This window comes from Peptoniphilus sp. oral taxon 836 str. F0141 (assembly GCF_000179335.1).
Taxonomy (GTDB): Bacteria; Bacillota; Clostridia; order Tissierellales; family Peptoniphilaceae; genus Peptoniphilus_A; species Peptoniphilus_A lacrimalis.
In genome coordinates this window covers 1-19132 of the sequence record NZ_AEAA01000067.1, presented here as the reverse complement: position 1 = coordinate 19132, position 19132 = coordinate 1, and the positions used below count along the sequence as shown (strand labels likewise).

20 protein-coding genes and 1 other RNA gene are annotated in these 19132 nt (G+C 31.1%); 18 read left to right on the top strand and 3 right to left on the bottom strand.

Translation table 11 applies throughout. From position 1 onward, the window contains the following. Positions 1–3: 3 nt before the first annotated feature. From HMPREF9131_RS02795 to HMPREF9131_RS02745, 12 genes are all read left to right on the top strand, one after another. Entirely contained in the window at positions 4–831 is an 828-nt protein-coding gene (locus tag HMPREF9131_RS02795) for a pyruvate, water dikinase regulatory protein (protein ID WP_004824816.1), read from the top strand. Between the two features lie 2 nt (positions 832–833). Further along, positions 834–1862: a deoxyguanosinetriphosphate triphosphohydrolase gene (locus HMPREF9131_RS02790; protein WP_009345262.1), complete on the top strand. Its 1029-nt coding sequence runs from the start codon at positions 834–836 to the stop codon at positions 1860–1862. After that, complete coding sequence (dnaG, locus tag HMPREF9131_RS02785) at positions 1846–3648, top strand: DNA primase (protein WP_009345269.1); 1803 nt, start codon at positions 1846–1848, stop codon at positions 3646–3648. The genes HMPREF9131_RS02790 and dnaG overlap by 17 nt, the downstream gene beginning before the upstream one ends. Beyond that, positions 3641–4726 carry an RNA polymerase sigma factor RpoD gene (gene rpoD / locus HMPREF9131_RS02780; protein ID WP_009345272.1) on the top strand — a complete coding sequence of 362 codons (1086 nt, stop codon included), beginning with the start codon at positions 3641–3643 and terminating at the stop codon, positions 4724–4726. Before dnaG ends, rpoD begins: the two co-directional genes overlap by 8 nt. Next, positions 4723–5415, top strand: a complete 693-nt coding sequence (locus tag HMPREF9131_RS02775; RefSeq protein WP_009345275.1) for a class I SAM-dependent methyltransferase — start codon at positions 4723–4725, stop codon at positions 5413–5415. Before rpoD ends, HMPREF9131_RS02775 begins: the two co-directional genes overlap by 4 nt. Further along, positions 5399–6169 (top strand): Nif3-like dinuclear metal center hexameric protein, encoded by a 771-nt coding sequence (locus tag HMPREF9131_RS02770; RefSeq protein WP_009345252.1) that lies wholly within the window; start codon positions 5399–5401, stop codon positions 6167–6169. Before HMPREF9131_RS02775 ends, HMPREF9131_RS02770 begins: the two co-directional genes overlap by 17 nt. Positions 6170–6205: 36 nt before the next feature. After that, positions 6206–6532: RNase P RNA component class A (gene rnpB, locus HMPREF9131_RS08140), an RNA gene on the top strand. A gap of 115 nt (positions 6533–6647) precedes the next feature. After that, complete coding sequence (locus HMPREF9131_RS02765) at positions 6648–7796, top strand: C40 family peptidase (RefSeq protein WP_009345276.1); 1149 nt, start codon at positions 6648–6650, stop codon at positions 7794–7796. A 159-nt stretch (positions 7797–7955) separates the two neighbouring features. Further along, positions 7956–9488, top strand: a complete 1533-nt coding sequence (locus HMPREF9131_RS02760) for an ABC transporter ATP-binding protein (RefSeq protein WP_009345267.1) — start codon at positions 7956–7958, stop codon at positions 9486–9488. Further along, positions 9475–10605 carry an ABC transporter permease gene (locus HMPREF9131_RS02755; protein ID WP_009345279.1) on the top strand — a complete coding sequence of 377 codons (1131 nt, stop codon included), beginning with the start codon at positions 9475–9477 and terminating at the stop codon, positions 10603–10605. The genes HMPREF9131_RS02760 and HMPREF9131_RS02755 overlap by 14 nt, the downstream gene beginning before the upstream one ends. Continuing rightward, positions 10598–11557, top strand: a complete 960-nt coding sequence (locus tag HMPREF9131_RS02750; RefSeq protein ID WP_004824868.1) for an ABC transporter permease — start codon at positions 10598–10600, stop codon at positions 11555–11557. The genes HMPREF9131_RS02755 and HMPREF9131_RS02750 overlap by 8 nt, the downstream gene beginning before the upstream one ends. 12 nt (positions 11558–11569) lie before the next feature. Beyond that, positions 11570–12631: a Xaa-Pro peptidase family protein gene (locus HMPREF9131_RS02745; RefSeq protein WP_009345271.1), complete on the top strand. Its 1062-nt coding sequence runs from the start codon at positions 11570–11572 to the stop codon at positions 12629–12631. A gap of 66 nt (positions 12632–12697) precedes the next feature. Here the strand turns inward: HMPREF9131_RS02745 and HMPREF9131_RS02740 are convergent, their stop codons facing one another. The 3 genes from HMPREF9131_RS02740 to HMPREF9131_RS08865 are packed head-to-tail and all read right to left on the bottom strand — an operon-like array spanning position 12698 to position 14632. After that, positions 12698–13624 (bottom strand): TlpA disulfide reductase family protein, encoded by a 927-nt coding sequence (locus HMPREF9131_RS02740; protein WP_009345273.1) that lies wholly within the window; start codon positions 13622–13624, stop codon positions 12698–12700. Beyond that, complete coding sequence (locus tag HMPREF9131_RS02735) at positions 13614–14519, bottom strand: 4Fe-4S binding protein (protein WP_156780669.1); 906 nt, start codon at positions 14517–14519, stop codon at positions 13614–13616. The genes HMPREF9131_RS02740 and HMPREF9131_RS02735 overlap by 11 nt, the downstream gene beginning before the upstream one ends. Then, the gene (locus tag HMPREF9131_RS08865; RefSeq protein ID WP_369744394.1) at positions 14519–14632 is read right to left on the bottom strand and encodes a CD1871A family CXXC motif-containing protein; all 114 of its coding nucleotides are present in this window, start codon (positions 14630–14632) and stop codon (positions 14519–14521) included. The genes HMPREF9131_RS02735 and HMPREF9131_RS08865 overlap by 1 nt, the downstream gene beginning before the upstream one ends. A 138-nt stretch (positions 14633–14770) precedes the next feature. Here HMPREF9131_RS08865 and HMPREF9131_RS02730 point away from each other — a divergent pair, with 138 nt between their 5' ends. The 6 genes from HMPREF9131_RS02730 (at position 14771) to rplT (ending at position 19125) form a co-directional block, all read left to right on the top strand. Beyond that, the gene (locus HMPREF9131_RS02730; protein WP_009345277.1) at positions 14771–15442 is read left to right on the top strand and encodes a response regulator transcription factor; all 672 of its coding nucleotides are present in this window, start codon (positions 14771–14773) and stop codon (positions 15440–15442) included. 3 nt (positions 15443–15445) lie between these two features. After that, complete coding sequence (locus HMPREF9131_RS02725; protein WP_009345287.1) at positions 15446–16582, top strand: HAMP domain-containing sensor histidine kinase; 1137 nt, start codon at positions 15446–15448, stop codon at positions 16580–16582. Between the two features lie 77 nt (positions 16583–16659). Continuing rightward, positions 16660–17895: a uracil-xanthine permease family protein gene (locus tag HMPREF9131_RS02720; protein WP_009345270.1), complete on the top strand. Its 1236-nt coding sequence runs from the start codon at positions 16660–16662 to the stop codon at positions 17893–17895. A 117-nt stretch (positions 17896–18012) separates the two neighbouring features. Further along, positions 18013–18558, top strand: a complete 546-nt coding sequence (infC, locus tag HMPREF9131_RS02715; RefSeq protein ID WP_004824859.1) for a translation initiation factor IF-3 — start codon at positions 18013–18015, stop codon at positions 18556–18558. A 12-nt stretch (positions 18559–18570) separates the two neighbouring features. Beyond that, a complete protein-coding gene (rpmI, locus tag HMPREF9131_RS02710) occupies positions 18571–18762 on the top strand; it encodes a 50S ribosomal protein L35 (protein ID WP_004824787.1) in 192 nt (63 codons plus the stop codon). 12 nt (positions 18763–18774) lie between these two features. Then, positions 18775–19125, top strand: coding sequence for a 50S ribosomal protein L20 (rplT, locus tag HMPREF9131_RS02705; RefSeq protein WP_009345268.1), 351 nt, complete (start codon positions 18775–18777; stop codon positions 19123–19125). The last annotated feature ends 7 nt before the right edge of the window (positions 19126–19132 follow it).

The window sequence follows — 19132 nt, the reverse complement described above, 5'->3', positions numbered from 1 at the left end:
TTTATGAAAGATTTAGAGAATACTTTAGTCATATATGTTATTTCAGATTCTATTGGTGAAACAGGTGAACTTATTGCCACATCAAGTGTACGTCAATTTGAATCTGAAAATTATCAAATTAGGAGATATCCATACCACAACTCCATCGAGCAAATAAAACCTCTTTTAGAGGAAGCTGCAAAAATAAAAAATTCACTGATTGTATATACCAACGTGGTTTTAGAAACTCGTAATTTTATTGAGGAAAAATCTAAGGAACTTGGTCTTTATACTGTTGATGTTATGGGTCAACCTATGAATCAGTTAGAAAATATTTTAGGTTATCCTCCACTTCGTGAACCTGGTCTTATAAGAAGACTTGACCAAAATTATTTTAAAAAAGTTGAGGCTATTGAGTTTGCTGTTAAATATGATGATGGCAAAGACCCAAGAGGAGTAAGAAAAGCTGATATTTGTCTTGTTGGAATTTCTAGAACTTCTAAGACACCACTTTCTATGTATCTTGCTAACAAATTATATAAGGTTGCAAATGTGCCTTTGGTGCCTGAAGTTCCTGTTCCTAAGGAAGTTTATGAAAAAGATGTAAACAGAGTTATAGGTCTTATTGCTAATCCAAACAAACTAATTTCTATAAGAGAAGAAAGATTAAAAAGTTTAGGTCTTGCTAGTGGTGCAAAGTATGCAAATATTGATAGAATTAAAGATGAAATTGATTATTCTAAACAGGTTATGGACGAATTGGGATGTTTTGTGATTGATGTTTCCCATAAGGCTATAGAAGAAACAGCAGAAATTATTATTGAAAGGCTTAAAAAACTTGAATTGAGGTAAAAATGAACACTAGAGAAGTATATGAAGAACTTGAAGAAAAAATTTTAAAACCTTACGCTACTTTGGCTAAGGACTCTAAGGGTAGGCAAGTTTTTGAAGAAAAATGTAATATAAGGACAGATTTTCAAAGGGATAGAGATAGAATTATTCATTCAAAATCTTTTAGAAGATTAAAACACAAAACTCAAGTATTCATAGCTCCTGAAGGTGATCATTACAGAACAAGGTTAACCCATACTCTTGAAGTTGCTCAGATAGGTAGGACTATTGCAAGGGCTTTGGGATTGAATGAAGATTTAGTTGAGGCTATTGGTCTTGGTCATGACCTTGGACATACGCCTTTTGGACATTTCGGCGAAGAAATTTTAGACAAATTAAATCCAAAGGGTTTTAAACATTACAAGCAATCTCTAAGAGTTGTTGATTTTTTAGAATCTTCTGAAAAAAGGATAGGTCTTAATTTGACCTTTGAAGTTCGTGATGGTATTTTAAATCATCAAGGCGATAACAAGGCTTCGACTCTTGAAGGCACTATTATTAAATTTGCTGACAGAATTGCCTATATTAATCACGATATTGATGATGCTATTAGGGCTGGAATAATTAAAAAAGAAGATTTACCCAAGGATATACTTGATGTTTTGGGATACAGCCACTCAAAGAGAATAAATACAATGATTTCTTCAATTATTAAAAAGTCTTTTGGCAAACCAATTGTAGAAATGGAAGAAGAAATTTATAGAGCTACCATGGATTTGAGAAAATTCATGTTTGATAAGGTATATTTTAACCCAACTGTAAAAAGTGAAGATAAGAAGATTACAAGACTTCTGACGGATTTATTTGATTATTATATGAATAATTTTGATATACTAGATAAAAAACATTTGGCATTATATGAGGGCATTGACCATAGTAAGGAAGATATTATTACAGATTATATTGCTGGAATGACTGATACTTTTGCAGTGAGGGAATGGAAAAATTTATTTTTACCTAAAAATTGGAGTAGAAATGAGTTTTATAATTGATGATAACTTATTGGAAGAAATTAGGGATAAGGTTGATATTTATGAACTTATATCTCAATATGTTAATTTGAAAAGAAGCGGAGCCAATTATATTGGACTTTGTCCTTTTCATAATGAGAAAACTCCATCTTTTAGCCTTTCACCATCAAAGGGAATTTTTAAGTGTTTCGGTTGTGGTGAAGGCGGAGATGTAATAAGTTTTGTTATGAAAAGGGAAGGGTTTGGCTTTCGTGAGGCTATTAAGTTTTTAGCAGACAAATATAATATTGAACTTAGGCAGGCGCATTATTCTAAAAAAGATAAGGAATTAAAGGACAAAGCTCAGAGATTTTACGAAATCAATAGACAAGCTGCCTTATTTTTTTATAATAATTTAAAAAAATCAAAATTGGGTATGAATTACCTGAGAAAGAGAGAAATTTCACCTGCTGTTATCAATAAATATGGTCTAGGCTTTGCAAATGATAGTTGGGATAATTTAAAAAATCATCTTTTATCTTTGGGATACAAGGAGGAAGAACTTGTAGAGATTAATTTACTTTCATCTTCCAAGGGTAAAACTTATGACAGATTTAGAAATAGAATAATGTTTCCAATTATAGATACCAAGGGTCGTGTTATTGCTTTTGGTGGAAGAGTTTTAGGAGATGAGAAACCAAAATACCTAAATTCTTCCGAGAATTTAATTTTTCATAAGGGGAGCAATTTATTTAACTTAAACCTTATTTCTAAGGAAGCTTCTCGAGATAAAATTATTTTAGTTGAAGGATACATGGATGTTATTTCACTATATAATAGTGGTATAAATTATAGCGTAGCAAGTCTTGGGACATCTCTAACTCAAGCTCAGGCAGGGCTTATAAAAAGGTATGCCAAGGATATTTATATCTGCTATGATGGTGACAGTGCAGGAATAAACGCAACAGTTCGTGCCATTGATATTATGCTTTCTGAGGGGATAAGCCCAAAGATTATTTCTCTTGCTGAGGGTCTTGATCCTGATGAATATATAAAAAAATATGGCAAAATTAGCTTTGAAGGTCAAGTGGCTAATGGTAAATCTTTTTTGGATTTTAAGATTGATAATTTAAAGGGAAAATTTAATCTGTCAAGCTCAGATGGTTTATCTAAATTTACTATGGAGGCAGGAAAAATTTTATCTTCAATCAAAAATCCAATTGAAAGAGATGTGTATATGAAGAATTTTTGTAAGACTTATGGTATTTCTACCATATCTTTAAATTCTTATATAAGCCTTATAAATAAAAACAGGCCTAAAAAGAAATTTGATAAACCCAAAAAAATAATAAAGCCTAAAGGAAAGCTTCAATCGGGTAACATAAAGGCTCAAAAGGGTCTTATAGCCTATTGTTTAGCTGGTCATGATTTTTACGATTATATTAAATCAAAAGTTGAACTTACTTTATTTTCTTCAGTAGAAATTAGAATAATTTTTGAAGAATTGGAAAATTATTATGACAAAAAAATAGAAAAAGATGATTTTTTTAAAGATTTAATAAATAAGGGTCTTGTAAGTTCTGAAACATATAAGGAAATAATATCTTTGATTGTTGATGAACCGGAAGGGAATAAAATAATTTCTGATTATTTATTAACTTTAAAAAGGTCTTGGCTTTTGCAAGAAAAAGAAAATCTTTTGAATCAACTTGATTCAATAGCTAAGTCAAATTCAAAAGATAAGGAGATTTTTGAAAAAGTGATAAATGATTTGCGAACAATAAATTTAGAATTAAATGATATAAATGAGGGTGTAAAAGATGAGTGAGAAAAAACAAACAGGTAATAAAGATACCACTATTAATAACTTAAAAAAAGAAGGTAAGGAAAAGGGACATCTCACTTATGACGAAATATCCTTTGCCTTAGAAGATATTCCTATGGATTCACAAGAAATTGACTCTATCTATAAGGATTTTGAAAATGATGGAATTGAATTACTAAATGATGAAAGAGATAAGGATTTTAAGGAAGAAATTGACGTAGAAAAAGAAGACTTATCTGTTCCCAAGGGAATAAGTGTTGATGATCCTGTCAGAATGTATCTGAAAGAAATTGGAAAAATTCCTCTTTTAACTGGAGATGAGGAAGTGGAAATTGCCAAGAGAATGGAAAATGGTGATAACTCTGCAAAGAAAGAACTTGCAGAAGCTAATCTTCGTTTAGTAGTTTCTATTGCCAAAAGATATGTGGGCAGGGGAATGAGTTTTCTTGATTTAATTCAAGAAGGAAATCTAGGCCTAATGAAAGCTGTCGATAAGTTTGACTACACTAAGGGATTTAAATTTTCAACTTATGCAACATGGTGGATAAGACAAGCTATAACAAGAGCTATAGCTGACCAAGCTAGAACAATAAGAATTCCTGTTCATATGGTTGAAACAATTAATAAACTTGTAAGAGTTCAGAGACAATTGGTTCAAGAATTAGGAAGAGATCCACTTCCTGAAGAAATTGCCAAAGAAATGAGTATTGATGTTGAAAAGGTTAGAGAAATTCAAAAAATTGCTCAGGAACCCGTTTCTTTAGAAACACCAATAGGAGAAGAAGAAGATTCTCACTTAGGCGATTTTATACCTGATGAAGAAATTTTATCTCCACAAGATGCGGCAACTTTTACCCTACTAAGGGAACAACTTTCTACGGTTTTGGAAACATTGACTGATAGAGAAAAGAAAGTTTTAACTTTGAGATTCGGTTTAGATGACGGAAGAGCGAGAACTTTAGAGGAAGTTGGTAAAGAGTTTGCAGTTACTCGTGAAAGAATAAGACAAATTGAAGCTAAGGCTATTAGAAAGCTTCGTCATCCATCAAGAAGCAAGAAATTAAAGGACTTCTTAGAATGATTAAGTTATCAAAGCGATTAAGAGCAATTGTAAATTTTTGTGATAAAAATAAAATAATTGCAGATATAGGCACAGATCATGGATTTGTGCCAAATTTTCTATATGAGGAAGATATTAATAGAAAAATAATAGCAACTGACATTTCCTTAAATTCATTAAATAAAGCCATAGAATTTTCAGAGCTTAGGGGAAATAAGGGGAAAATCGAACATATTGTTTGCAACGGTCTTGAAAAAATTCCACCAGTTGATCAGATAATCATTGCAGGTATGGGAGGAATTTTAATCTCTAAAATTTTAGATAGGGATTTTGAAAAGGCAAGACAAGCAGAAAAACTGATTTTACAACCTATGCAACAGGTGGATTATCTCAGAAAGTTTTTATATGATAAGGGTTTTAAAATACTTGATGAAAAAATTGTTTTTGAAGATAATAAATTTTTCCATATAATAGTGGCAAATTATAAGGCAATCAAAGAAGAATATAGAGATATTGATTTGAAGGTTTCAAAGCTTTTGAGGAATAGAAAAGATAAGGACCTTATTGAATTTTTAAAATATCTGATAAATTATAATATTTTTATTATTGAAAATATTGAAGGTTCAAGCACAAGAAGCATTTATAAAAAGGATAAACTCAGAGAGGAAAATATTGAGTTAAAGGAGATATTAGATGAAGTACAAAAGTAAAGAGATTTTTGATTTTATGGATATGTGGGCAAAGAAAGAGTATATGATGAGTTGGGATAATTCAGGTATGCAAATATATTTTGATACATATATTTCTAATATATTCTTGTGCCTTGATGTTGATGATAAGAGTTTAGAAATGGCAAAAAATAATAATTGCCAAGCTATAATAAGTCATCATCCCTTATTTTTTGGTGGTGAAAAAAATATAATCGAAGGAAGCTACAGGGGAGATTTAATTTTATCTTTAATTAATAATAAAATTTCTGTTTACAGTGGTCATACAACCCTTGATGTGGTTAGTGATGGGGTAAACTTTTCTTTGGCTAGATTTTTAGATTTAAAGAACCAAGAAAGCTTAGCCATTGACGATGGTTTACCTATTGGAATTGTGGGCGAACTAAAAGAGGAAAAAAGTCTTGAAGAAATCTTAAAGGACTTTAGGGATAAGTTAAATATTAAAAATATCAGGACTTATGGTAAAGATAAAAAGATAAAAAGAGTTTCTCTATGCGGTGGTGCTGGGTCTTCCTATATGGATGAGGCAATAAAAAACGGCAGTCATCTTTTTATTTCAGGAGATATCAAATATCATGATGGTCAATTTGCCTATGAAAATAATATTATAGCTATGGATATAGGACATTTTCACAGTGAAAAATTAATTCTTCCAAGAATAAAAGAGAAGCTTTTAGAAAAATTTTCTGAACTTAATATTTATATAAAAGATGATTCTTCCTATGAGATGTTTTGATGTTGAATTTATAAAAAAATTTTGTTAAAATGGATGTAAGTAAGTTGGTCAACTGCACAAAATGTGAGGAAAGTCTGCGCTCCACAGAGCAAAGATGCTTGTTAACGACAAGTGGGGGCGACCCCAAGGCTAGTGCAACAGAAATATACCGCCATTATTGGTAAGGGTGGAAAGGCGAGGTAAGAGCTCACCGGATTATTAGTGATAATAATGCCATGTAAACCCCATCTGGAGCAAGACCAAATAGGAAAAACAGATGCTGCTCGTATCTGCCGTAAGGTAGGTCGCTAAAGTCCTCTGGCAACAGTGGAATAAGATAGATAGTTGACAAAACAGAACGCAGCTTATAGACTTGCTTGTAATAAAGTTACAAAAATGTTAAAAATTTCTTAACAATTTTGTAACTTTTTGTTGCTTTTTTGTAACTTCTTTGCTATACTCTAAATATATTAATCTTAGGTATAGGAGTTGTTTAATTTTGTGGTCTATTAAGAATAAGTTGCCAATGGGCTTAGTTGCTCTTTGTGCAGTATCTATAGTAGGTTTAAAAGATACAGGAGTTTTCATAAATGAACATGTTCAAAGAACATACAGTGGAAATGAAATTTCTTTTGCTATAGGTGAACAAGTTAATATAGTAGAAAAGACAGGGAATTCTTATATTGTTAAGAAGGGAAAGGCTAAAGTTACTATCCCTGAAGATAAGATTTTAGTAAAGGAAGTTAATATTCCTACATATAAAGTTGTTAAGAGCTCACCAATCAAAAAAGATGGTAAAGTTGTAAGAAACTTATTTATTGGGGAATATGCTATAGAAGTTAAAAACAATAAAGATACAGTTACAATAAAATTAAATGATGGTACTGTAGGCGATGTTTCTAAATCTGTTGTAGAAAAAGTAGCGGATAAGAGAGAAAATAAAACTGAAGTTAAGGTCAAAAGTAACGCTGTTGCCAAGAGTAATAATGGTAAGTTAAAACTTAAAGCTGGCGAAAGTGTTAGTGTTGTTGACTATAACGATGGAGATTTCATTATTAAAGATGATAATGGAAAGAAATATACTTTAGAAGCTGAAAAACTTTCACTTGAAAGTGGCAAGAAGAGTAACAATGTCCAAGCAAAAGATGAAGCAAAAAATATTATGCTTGCTATGGACAATGATTTTAAAGAAATTGAAAAGATTGCAAAACAAGCCTCTAAAGACAACAGTCAAGATTTTACTGACTTTAAATACAAGAGTTCAGAAAATATTTCACCTACTGCAAGTAAGATCATAGCTTCTGCATATGATAAGATGGGTTCAACTTATGTTTACGGTTCTACTGGAGATGGTGGATTTGATTGTTCAGGTTTAGTATATGCTATTTATAAGGATGAGTTAGGAATTAAACTTCCAAGATCATCAAGTGAGCAGTCTGGCTTTGGTAAGCAAGTTGATAGAAGCGATTTGATTGAAGGAGATTTAATTTTCTTTAACACTACCGGTTCAGGTGTAAGCCATGTTGGTATATACATTGGTGGCGGAAGATTTATTCACGCATCTTCAGGTGCTGGAAAAGTTATTGAAAGTTCACTGTCTGAAGATTATTATTCTAGCAGATATGTAAATGCAACAAGGGTATTTTAATTGAATATTATTATTAATCGTTGGGATTTTTTCCTGACGATTTTTTTTATGTTTTTGAATAAAAGAGTTTTTATTATAATTTAGTAATTTTTGCTTTAAAGTTTTACTATTTAATTTTTTTTGATATAATTTAGGTATTATAGTAAAGGAGAATTTATTTTGGATAATAAAGGGCAAAATCTTGTTGTTGAGATGCGTAACATCACAAAAAAATTTGGTGATTTTACTGCTAATGATGGGATTAATTTAGATATAAGAAAAGGAGAAGTCCACGCACTTTTAGGCGAAAATGGTGCCGGAAAGTCCACCCTTATGAATATGCTATATGGTCTTTTTCAGCCCACAGATGGACAAATTTTTATTAACGGTGAAGAGGTAAAATTTAAAGACCCTAATGATGCAATAAAAAAAGGACTTGGAATGGTTCACCAACATTTTATGCTGATTCAGCCTTTCAATATTGTGGAAAATATTGTTTTGGGAATGGAGCCTTCTAAAGGTATATGCTTGGATATGAAAAAGGCTCGCAAAGATGTTGTTAATCTTTCAGAAAAATATGGTTTTTCCATTGATCCTGATGCAAAAATTCAGGATGTAACTGTTGGTACTCAACAGAGAGTGGAAATTTTGAAGGTTCTTTACAGGGGAGCAGACATATTAATTTTTGACGAACCTACTGCAGTTTTGACTCCACAGGAAATTGAAGAACTTGTTGGAATTATTAATAATCTTAAAAATTCTGGAAAATCTATTATACTTATAACTCACAAACTTAAGGAAATTAAGGAGATGGCTGACAGATGTACAATCATTAGACGTGGCAAAAAAATTAAAACCGTTGATGTTTGTGATGTCAGTGAAGAAGAACTTGCCGATATGATGGTCGGTAGGGCTGTGGTCTTAGATGTTGAAAAATCACCCCAATTGCCTGGTTCAGAAGTTTTAAAAATTGAAGACTTGCACGTTAAAGATGCTCGTGGTGTTTATAAGGTTAATGGTCTTAATTTATCCCTTCACTATGGAGAGATTCTTGGAATTGCTGGTGTTGATGGAAATGGACAGAGCGAATTTTTGGAAGCTTTAACTGGACTTAGAAAAGTAGAAAAAGGAAAAATTATTTTAGATAATAAGGATATAACTAATAAAAAGCCAAGAGAAATTCAAGAACATGGTTTAAATAATATTCCTGAAGATAGGCATAGAAGGGGGCTTGTCCTTGATTTTTCTGTAGCAGAAAATTATGTTTTGGAAAATTATTACAAGGATGAATTTTCAAATAAAGGTATTTTGAATTTTAAAAAAATCAAAGAATATGCAAATAATTTGTCGGAAAAGTTTGATGTAAGACCTAGAGATATTAATTATGCAGTTGGAGATCTATCAGGGGGTAATCAACAAAAAGTTATTCTTGCCCGTGAAATATCAAATGATCCGAGTGTACTTATCGCAGCACAACCAACCAGAGGTCTTGATGTTGGGGCTATAGAGTTTATTAGAAAGTTTTTGGTGGAACAAAGAGATAAGGGTAAGGCTGTTTTACTTGTTTCTTTTGAACTTGATGAAATTTTGGCATTATCTGATAAGATTTCTGTTATTTATGGTGGAAAAATTGTTGGAACTTTCAATAGAGAAGATACTGATGAGAAAGAATTAGGACTTTATATGGCTGGGGGTAAAAATGAAAATCAATAAAAGATTTACTTATACTATTATTGCAATAATTTTTGGTGTCCTTATAGGTTCTTTAATTCTTATCATTAATAATATTAATCCTATAAAAGCTTATAAGGTAATTTTTTTGGGAGCTTTTGGCAAACCTAAATATGTTTCTTGGGTTATTGTAAGGTCTGTACCTTATATTTTAACAGGTCTTTCAGTTGCCTTTGCTTTTCAAACGGGTCTATTTAATATTGGGGCTGAAGGTCAATTTATTGTTGGTTCGATAGGAGCCTTAGTTAGCGGACTTTTGTTAAATCTTCCACCTGTTCTTCATGCAATAGTTGCCCTTATTGTGGGAACACTTTGCGGAAGCTTGTGGGGAGCAATTGTTGGATATTTAAAATCTAACCACAATGTAAATGAAGTTATTTCATCTATTATGCTTAACTGGATTGGATTTTATCTTTTGAATTATTCTTTAACTTTTCCGTCTTTAAGAAGTATAGAATCTGATAATTCATATACTATTAAAGCTAGTGCTAGTATTAGGTTTTTGGGCGAATGGAAAAAATCTCAAGCTGGACGTGCATTTTTATCACATAATAAAATTTTAAGGGATGTATTAAATCCTCCTGTTAACTGGGGAATCATTATAGCTATAATTTGTGCCTTAATTATTTGGTATATTTTAAAGAAAACTACTCTGGGCTATGAGCTTAAAAGTGTTGGTTTCAATGCTGATGCTGCTGAGTATGCAGGTATAAATATTAAATCATCTATTATAAAATCAATGGCAATTTCAGGAGCTTTAGCTGGTCTTGCAGGTGCTATTATGGTATTAGGTGTTAATCATCACATTGGAAAGCTTGCTTCTATGGAAAATTATGGTTTTGACGGAATGGCTGTTGCACTTATTGCCGGTAATGCTCCCTTGGGGGTAATTCCAGCAGCCCTACTTTTTTCTGGACTTAATTATGGTGGAGCAAAGCTTACAACTATTGGAACTTATTCAGAAGTAGTAAAGATTGTCATAGGAATTATTATTATATTTATTTCAATGCCTAAACTTTTTGATATTTTAAAACAAAAATTTAAAAATAATTCCAAAGTTATGAATAAACCTCAAAAGGAGGTAGAAAAAAATGAATGATTTTTTACTTAATTTAGCAAATATTTTATCTATTACACTTTTATATTCTGCACCTTTAATTTATACAGCCTTAGGTGGAGTTATCAGTGAAAATGGAGGGGTAGTAAACATTGGCCTTGAAGGTATGATGTCTATTGGGGCTATTGTTGGGGCTACAGTTGGTTTTTATAGTGGAAATCCCTGGCTTGCATTTTTGTGCGCAGGACTTGGAGGCATGGCACTAAGTTTAATTCATGCAGTTGCTACTGTAAATTTAGCAGCCGACCATGTGGTTTCAGGTATAGCTATAAATCTTTTGGGACCAGGACTTGCTTTATATCTATGCAGATTATTTTTTGATGGAGCTGCCATGAGTAAGGCTATACCCTATCAAAATAAATTACCTATGGTTTTTAAAGGTATTTTCACTTCAGAAAGAATAGGGCGCTATCCAATATTAAAGTATTTAGATATTATTTTTTCTCAATACGTTATAGTTTATATTGCATTTGCCTTAGTTTTTATAAGTTGGTTCGTTTTATATAAAACAAAACTAGGGCTTAGGATAAGAGCTGTTGGAGAACATCCAAGAGCAGCAGAAACTTTGGGTGTTAATGCCTATCTTATTAAATATATAGCTGTTTTAACTTCAGGATTTTTGGCTGGACTTGGAGGAGGAGCAATGTCTTTGGCTGTTGTATCAAACTTCAGAGAAACCTTAATTTCAGGTCAAGGTTTTATTGCTCTTGCAGCCGTAATTTTTGGAGGTTGGAGACCACAAGGGGCTCTACTTGCTTGTCTATTATTTGGAGCTGCACAAGGACTTTCAATTTTCTTAGGATCTATAGGAATTCAGATAGATACTAATTTACTTTCAATGATTCCCTACATCTTAACTCTTGTGGTTCTTGTATTATTTGTTAAAGGTTCAAAAGCACCATCTGCTGATGGCAAGCCCTATGAAAGAAATTAAAAGGAGGTTATTATGAATAATAGAATTGAAAGATTAATTAATAAGCTTAAAGAAAATAATATCAATAATATCCTTATAACGGATACTTATGCAATTTATTATTTTTGTAAAAAATGGTACCATCCAGAAGAAAGACTTGTAATGCTTAACGTATCTTCTGATGGTAGGGTGATTTTATATGTAAATAAATTATTCCCAACTGAAGAATTTGGACCAATATTGAAATGGTATCAAGATACAGATGATCCACTTTCTCTTGTTTTAGAAGATATAAAGGGAAATGTTGGAGTGGATAAAAATTTATGTGCAAAATTTTTGTTACCTCTAATGGAAAGAAGTGATTGCAAATTTATTCTAGCATCTGATCTTATAGATGATTTAAGAGCAATTAAAGATGAAGAAGAAATCAACAAGATGATTAAGTCATCTCAAGTAAATGATATGGCAATGAAAATGATGAAGGATAAGCTAAAAGAAGGAATAAGCGAAAAAGATATGGCTTTATTTTTAAAGGAATCTTATAAAGCTTTAGGTTCATCTGAATTTTCTTTTGACCCAATAGTTGCTTACGGGGCTAATGGAGCTGATCCTCACCACACTACTGATGAATCTTTACCTAAAGATGGTGATTCTATAGTTGTTGATATGGGATGTATTTTAGATGATTATTGCTCAGATATGACAAGAACATTTTTTTATAAGTCAGTAAGCCCTAAGGCAAAAGAAGTATATAATACAGTCTTAGCTGCAAATTTAGCAGGAATTGCTGCAGTTAAAGCTGGAAGACCTGTTTCTGATGTAGATAAGGCTGCAAGAGATGTAATAGAAAAAGCTGGATATGGAAAATATTTCACTCATAGAACAGGACACTTTATAGGACTTGAAACTCATGAAAAAGGTGATGTTTCTTTTACTAATGATAGGCTAATGGAAGTGGGAAATATTTTTTCTGTAGAACCTGGCATATATCTTCCTGGAGAAATTGGAGTTAGAATTGAAGATTTAGTTATTGTAACTGAAGATGGTTGTAAGGTTTTAAATTCTTATGATAAGGATCTTACTATAATTAAGTAAGATTAAAATACTTTTTTTAAAATAAGACAATAAAAGTGGGAGCTATATTATATAGCTCCCTAATTATTATATAGGAGTGCTGGAATCAGCATCTAATACTTTATTTATTTGTTCCATCAATAGTTTTTCATTATCATTAGCAGTTATTGGTCCTAATATTGGATTTCCCATTATTTTTCCATAAGGGTCAAGAACAATTGTTGTAGGGAAGCCTGTAACTGTAAGTGCATATTTACCAGCTTCTGATGAGGAGTCAAAGTAAATATTTTTATATTTTCCACCTTTAGTTTCTAATATTTTTTTTGCTTCCTCAATAGTAGTTTTATTGCCATCAAGGGCTTCAGTGTTTACACCTATAACTTGACCGCCTTTTTCTTTTAGCTTTTCATTTAATTTGTTTAAATCGCCGATTTCTCCAACGCATGGAGCACATCCATTGAACCAGAAGTTCATTACTGTAAATTTAGAATTTTCTATAAGTGTAGAATCTACATCATTTCCGTCAAAATCTTTTCCAGTAAAGCTTGGGAAAGTTTCAGCATTTCTATCAGGCATTTTCTTTGATTGAAGGCTTTGATATTCATTATTTAATCTTTGAATATCTTTTGCTAATACTTTGATTTTACTTATTCCTTCTTCTAATGTTTTTACTTCTTCATCTGTAAAATCACTCTTATTTTCTTCTAACAATTGAGTTAAAAAGTCCTCATAAGGCATATCTTTATTTTCGCCAACTTTAGACTTATCAGCTTTGAGGAATAACTTGTCCCAAAGTTCTTTATCTTTTTCAAAAATTTTATTTTGTTCTTCCATTTTAGCGTCAAGCTCTTTTTTCTTTTCTTGCATATTTTTTTCTTGATCTTTATCAAGTCTTGTTTCTTCTTTAGTTTGCACATTTGCTTCATTATTATTTGAATTATCTTTGTTACAAGCTACCATGAAAAAAACCATCATGGATAAAAGTGCAAGACTAACTATTTTTTTAATTTTCATAATGTACTCCTTTGTTATTATTTTTGTCTTTTAAATATTCTTTTCCATTGCCAAAACCATATCTAAATTCAATAGCTTCTACGGGACAGACATTTATACATACCCCACATCTGATACATTCGTTATGGTTTGGATCTTTACATACATCTACATCCATTTTACATGCTTTGTAGCATTTTTTACATCCTATACATTTATCAAAGTTTACTTTCATTTGCAAGAAAGAAAGCTTATTAAATAGACCATAAAAAGCACCAAGTGGGCATATAAATTTACAAAAAGGTCTGTAAACAAATATACTTGAAAGTGTAAAGGTTAATAATACAAATAATTTCCATGTAAATAATTTACCAAGAGCTGCTCTTATACTTGGATTTACAATAGAAAGCGGAATCGCACCTTCTAAAACTCCTTGAGGGCAGAGATATTTGCAAAAAAATGGATTACCCATACCTATCTCATTTGTTATTAAAAGAGGTAGAAGAAATACCATAAATAAAAAGATAAGATATTTCAAGTATTTTAGGGGTTTTAATTTTTTAGTGGAAAATTTTTTGCTTGGAATTTTATATAGCAGGTCTTGGAAAAAACCAAAAGGACACATAAAACCACAAATAAATCTACCAAACAAAACTCCCATTAAAATTAAAAATCCACTTATATAATAGGTAAATTTAAATTTTGAAGAGCCTATGACAGCTTGAAAAGAACCAATTGGACATGATCCACTAGCTCCTGGGCATGAATAGCAGTTAAGTCCTGGAACACATGCCATTTTTCCCTTACCTTTATAAATATCTCCCTTAATAAAATTAGGTAAATGTATATTTGTTAGGATGCTGGCAAGAAATTGCCAATATGTTCTAAATTTTGAGAAAATTTTTGAAACTTTCATTAACCTATACCCACACATTCCAAACATATTCTTATTGCTTTTGAAAGAACAGTTTGTACTTCATTTCTATATACACCAGTCGCAATCATAAGTACAGAAATTATTAGAAATATAAACTGTAGCTTACTTTTTAATTTGTTCTTTATTTTTATCACCCTTTCTGTAAATCATATGTATATGTTACAATATCCTATATAAAATTTGTGTTAAGAAATTAATTTTTTTTAATTATTTATATATTGGAGGCGAATATGCGCATATTAATAGTTGAAGATGAAAAAGATTTATGTCAAATGATAGCAAAGAGCTTGAAAGAATCTGGATATGAAGTGGATATTGCTAACAATGGAAATGAAGCCATGGAGCTTTTAGATGTAGAAAATTATGATTTAATTGTGCTTGATCTTAATTTGCCGGAAATTGATGGAATGGAAATTCTTGAGGAATTTAGAACTTTTAACCAAGATACAAAAATTATTATTTTGTCGGCAAGAAGTCAGATTAAAGATAAGGTTGAAGGACTTGACAAGGGAGCTAATGACTATCTTTCTAAACCTTTTCATTTAGATGAGCTAGAGGCAAGAATTAGGAGTCTTACAAGGAGAAATTTTATCACCAATAATCAGATGCTAAGCTATAAAAATCTAAGTTTTGATAGCAAAAAAAGGATTGTTAAAATTGATGATAAGGAAATTTCATTAACAAGAAAAGAGTTAGGAATTTTGGAATATCTTTTATTAAACAGGGGACGCCCTATCAGTCAAGAGGAATTAATAGATCATGTTTGGGATTCTAGCGTTGATCTATTTTCTAATTCCATAAGGGTTCATATTTCAGCGCTTAGAAAAAAATTAAAAAAAGCACTTAAATATGACCCCATAATAAATAGAGTTGGTTTGGGTTATCAGTTGGAGGAAGAATAATAAATGAAAAAATTATCTTTACAATGGAGAATTACCATTATGACTTCTATATTAATAGCATTTTCATGTATATGTATAAATTTAATGTCTTATTTTCAAGGTATTTTATATATGGATTCTATAGGAGGTTTTGTGAGTGATTTTTCTAAATATAATGAAGAAAAATTATATATTTCGATTCCATCTGATAAGCTTGATGATTTTTCCGATGAAATTAATCATGAAATAGACAAAAGAAAAGTATCTTTTTCTTATAGGGGATGGATTGCAACCTTTATTGTGACCTGTATATCAGGATTTGTTGCCTACTATGTTTCAGGAAAATCCCTAAAGCCTTTGAAGGAATTTTCTAAAAAAATTGAGGAAATAGAAATGTCAAATATAACAGATTCCTTAGTTAGCGAGGATGAGGTTTTAGAGTTTAGAAATCTAAGCCATTCTTTTAATAATATGTTAAAAAGGTTAGAAGATTCTTTTGAAGAGCAAGGGCAGTTCACAGCTAATGCGGCTCATGAACTAAGGACCCCTTTGGCATTAATGCAAACACAACTAGACCTAATTAAAAAAAATAAAGATATGACTTTTATGGAATTTGAAAAAAATTCCAAAACTTTTGAAAATCAGTTAGATAGACTTAGCAAGCTGACTAAAGTTTTATTACAAATGAGTGAAATTTCTACAATAAAAAGAAATGAAAAAATTGATTTATATCCTTTAATTGAAGAAGTAATGGAAGATTTATCTTATCTAGCAGATGAAAAAAATATTTCAATGGAAATTGAAGGTGATGGGGGAATAATTTTAGGAAGTGATATATTAATTTATAGGGTATTTTTTAATCTTATAGAAAATGCAATAAAATATAATAGAGAAGATGGTTATATAAAAATTAAACTTAAGAGGGATAAAGATAAAATTAATATTGAAATAAGTGATAACGGCATAGAAATTCCCAAAGAATTTAGGGATAAAATTTTCAAAGCATTTTTTAGAGTCAATAAATCTTCATCTGTGTCAGGTTCAGGGCTGGGCTTATGTTTAGTTGATAAAATTATTAACCTTCACAATGGTAAAGTTTTTGTAAAAGATTCTAACAAAGATAAAACTACCATAGGTCTTGAACTTAAGTTAATAAAATAAAGATTGACATTTTAAAAACACAAGAGTAAAATTAATAAAAATGTCTTGATGTATTTTATTAATTTTAAGGAGGAATTATGGATAAAGTGATTGTTAAAGACGATAGAAAAGTTTTACAAGCAATGAAAAAAATTGTTTTAGGTCTTCAACATTTAATAGCGATGTTTGGGGCAACAGTTTTAGTTCCAATTCTTACCGGTTTTGATGTTTCAACTGCAATATTTGCTGCAGGAGCAGGTACTCTTATTTTTCACTTTTGTACAAAAAATAAGGTACCTGTTTTTTTAGGCTCATCTTTTGCTTTTATACCGGTAATTCAGTTGATAGGAAAAACAGAGGGTTTAGAGTATGCTCAAGGTGGCATAATTTGTGCAGGTCTTATATATGTTTTTATTTCATTTATAATTAATAGAATTGGTGTAGGAAAGATTTTAAAATTTTTCCCTTCACAAATTGTTGGTCCAATGGTTATAGTTATAGGATTAAATCTCTTGCCGACAGCTTTAAATATGGCAAAAACAAATATTATTTTATCAGCAGTAACTTTCTCAACTTGCTTGATTCTTTCAAACTTTGCCAAAGGATTTATTAAACAACTTTCCATTATAATTTCAGTAATAATTGGTTATATATTATCCTTGTGTTTAAATGTTGTTGATACTAGCCTTATAAGTCAAGCTTCAATAGTAGCAGTTCCTAAATTTCAACTACCAGCATTTTCTATTTCTGCTATAATAACAATTTGTCCTGTTGTCATGGCAGTATTTATGGAACACTTAGGAGATATAACAACAAATTCTCAAGTTGTAGGAAAGAATTTTATTAAAGACCCTGGTCTTAACAGAACACTTTTAGGAGATGGACTTGCAACAATGTTTGCAGGATTTATAGGAGGACCAGCTAACACCACTTATGGAGAAAATACAGGAGTTTTAGCAATTACAAAAAATTATGATCCATCAATTTTGAGGCTTGCAGCTATATTTGCCATAATACTTTCCTTTGTAGGGAAAATTGGAGGATTTTTATCTTCTATTCCTCAAGCGGTTATGGGCGGAATTTCTGTTGTGTTATTTTCAATGATAGCCCTTGTTGGATTTAAGACATTAAAAAATTCTCACACACAAATGAATTTAAAAAATATTATAATTATTGCAAGTATCTTGATTATAGGTTTAGGCTCTCATCTTGGCTTAAATTTACAGATAAAAATAACAAACCAAGTTTCTTTAAGTGGATTATCCCTTGCAGCCTTAGTTGGTATTTTATTAAATATTATACTTGTAAAATATGAAGAACATGTAAGTAAATAACTTGACAGATTAAAAAGTATATATTATAATAGAAAAGAATTTAAGAAGAAGTCCGCTTCTCACCTTACGCCAAAGGTTTAAGGTTATTTGTAAATTAGTAATTTATTTGCGGACCTTTTGCGTGTCCGCATTTTTTTATGGAGGTGCTTAGAAATTAAAGAACTTCAAATTAATGAAGAAATCAGAGATAAAGAAGTGCGATTAGTTGATGAAAAAGGAAATCAAGTTGGAGTGGTTAATGTTGATCGTGCTTTAGACATGGCAGAGGCAAGTAAACTTGACCTTGTAAATGTTGCTCCTAATGCCAAGCCACCAGTTTGTAAAATTATGGACTATGGCAAATATAGGTATGAGCTAATTAAAAAAGAAAAAGAGGCAAAGAAGAAACAAAAAGTCATAAATATTAAGGAGTTAAGACTTACTCCAAATATTGAAACTCATGATTTAAACACAAAAGCCAACAGAGCTATTGACTTCTTGAAATCTGGCGACAGAGTTAAGGTTGCCGTAAGGTTTAGAGGTAGAGAAATGGGTCATACTGATATCGGTAGAGAAGTTCTTGATAAATTCGTGGAATTGGTTTCTGAGTATGGAGTTGTGGACAAAAAACCTAAAATGGAAGGCAAAAATATGATTATGTTTTTGTCTGCCAAGGATGAATAAAAGGAGGATTTTATGGGAAAGATGAAGACTCACAGAGCTTCTGCTAAAAGGTTTAAAAGAACTGGCAGTGGCAAAATTAAGAGATTTTTTGCTTATAAAGGACATTTAACTGGAAAGAAAACTGCAAAGAGATTAAGAAAACTTAGAAAATCTTCTCTTGTTAGCAAGGGTGATCAAAAGAGAATTGATCACATGATTCCATAAGGGGGTTAAAAGATGGCTAGAGTAAAAAGAGCAGTAAATGCTAAAAAAAGACATAAAAATATATTAAAACAAGCTAAGGGTTATTTCGGAGCTAAATCTAAATTATTTAGACCAGCTAACCAAGCTGTAATGAAATCTTTAAGCTATGCTTATATTGGTAGAAAACAAAGAAAAAGAGATTTCAGAAAACTATGGATTACAAGAATCAATGCAGCTACAAGACTTCATGGAATGAGCTATTCTAAATTTATTTCAGGTCTTAAGAAAGCTGGAGTAAATATCAATAGAAAAATGCTTTCTGAAATGGCAATAAACGATCCACAAGGGTTTAAAGAACTTGTAGATATAGCTAAGGCTGAATAATGAGCGG

What these genes read in the sequence shown, in the direction of transcription:
- dnaG (WP_009345269.1), top strand. Translation starts at nt 1,846, where the DNA reads ATGAGTTTTATAATTGATGATAACTTATTGGAAGAAATTAGGGATAAG.
- rpmI (WP_004824787.1), top strand. Translation starts at nt 18,571, where the DNA reads ATGGGAAAGATGAAGACTCACAGAGCTTCTGCTAAAAGGTTTAAAAGA.
- rpoD (WP_009345272.1), top strand. Translation starts at nt 3,641, where the DNA reads ATGAGTGAGAAAAAACAAACAGGTAATAAAGATACCACTATTAATAAC.
- HMPREF9131_RS02725 (WP_009345287.1), top strand. Translation starts at nt 15,446, where the DNA reads ATGAAAAAATTATCTTTACAATGGAGAATTACCATTATGACTTCTATA.
- HMPREF9131_RS02775 (WP_009345275.1), top strand. Translation starts at nt 4,723, where the DNA reads ATGATTAAGTTATCAAAGCGATTAAGAGCAATTGTAAATTTTTGTGAT.
- HMPREF9131_RS02740 (WP_009345273.1), bottom strand. Translation starts at nt 13,624, where the DNA reads ATGAAAATTAAAAAAATAGTTAGTCTTGCACTTTTATCCATGATGGTT.
- HMPREF9131_RS02770 (WP_009345252.1), top strand. Translation starts at nt 5,399, where the DNA reads ATGAAGTACAAAAGTAAAGAGATTTTTGATTTTATGGATATGTGGGCA.
- HMPREF9131_RS02720 (WP_009345270.1), top strand. Translation starts at nt 16,660, where the DNA reads ATGGATAAAGTGATTGTTAAAGACGATAGAAAAGTTTTACAAGCAATG.
- HMPREF9131_RS02755 (WP_009345279.1), top strand. Translation starts at nt 9,475, where the DNA reads ATGAAAATCAATAAAAGATTTACTTATACTATTATTGCAATAATTTTT.
- HMPREF9131_RS02795 (WP_004824816.1), top strand. Translation starts at nt 4, where the DNA reads ATGAAAGATTTAGAGAATACTTTAGTCATATATGTTATTTCAGATTCT.
- HMPREF9131_RS02790 (WP_009345262.1), top strand. Translation starts at nt 834, where the DNA reads ATGAACACTAGAGAAGTATATGAAGAACTTGAAGAAAAAATTTTAAAA.
- rplT (WP_009345268.1), top strand. Translation starts at nt 18,775, where the DNA reads ATGGCTAGAGTAAAAAGAGCAGTAAATGCTAAAAAAAGACATAAAAAT.
- HMPREF9131_RS02750 (WP_004824868.1), top strand. Translation starts at nt 10,598, where the DNA reads ATGAATGATTTTTTACTTAATTTAGCAAATATTTTATCTATTACACTT.
- HMPREF9131_RS02735 (WP_156780669.1), bottom strand. Translation starts at nt 14,519, where the DNA reads ATGAAAGTTTCAAAAATTTTCTCAAAATTTAGAACATATTGGCAATTT.
- HMPREF9131_RS02730 (WP_009345277.1), top strand. Translation starts at nt 14,771, where the DNA reads ATGCGCATATTAATAGTTGAAGATGAAAAAGATTTATGTCAAATGATA.
- HMPREF9131_RS02745 (WP_009345271.1), top strand. Translation starts at nt 11,570, where the DNA reads ATGAATAATAGAATTGAAAGATTAATTAATAAGCTTAAAGAAAATAAT.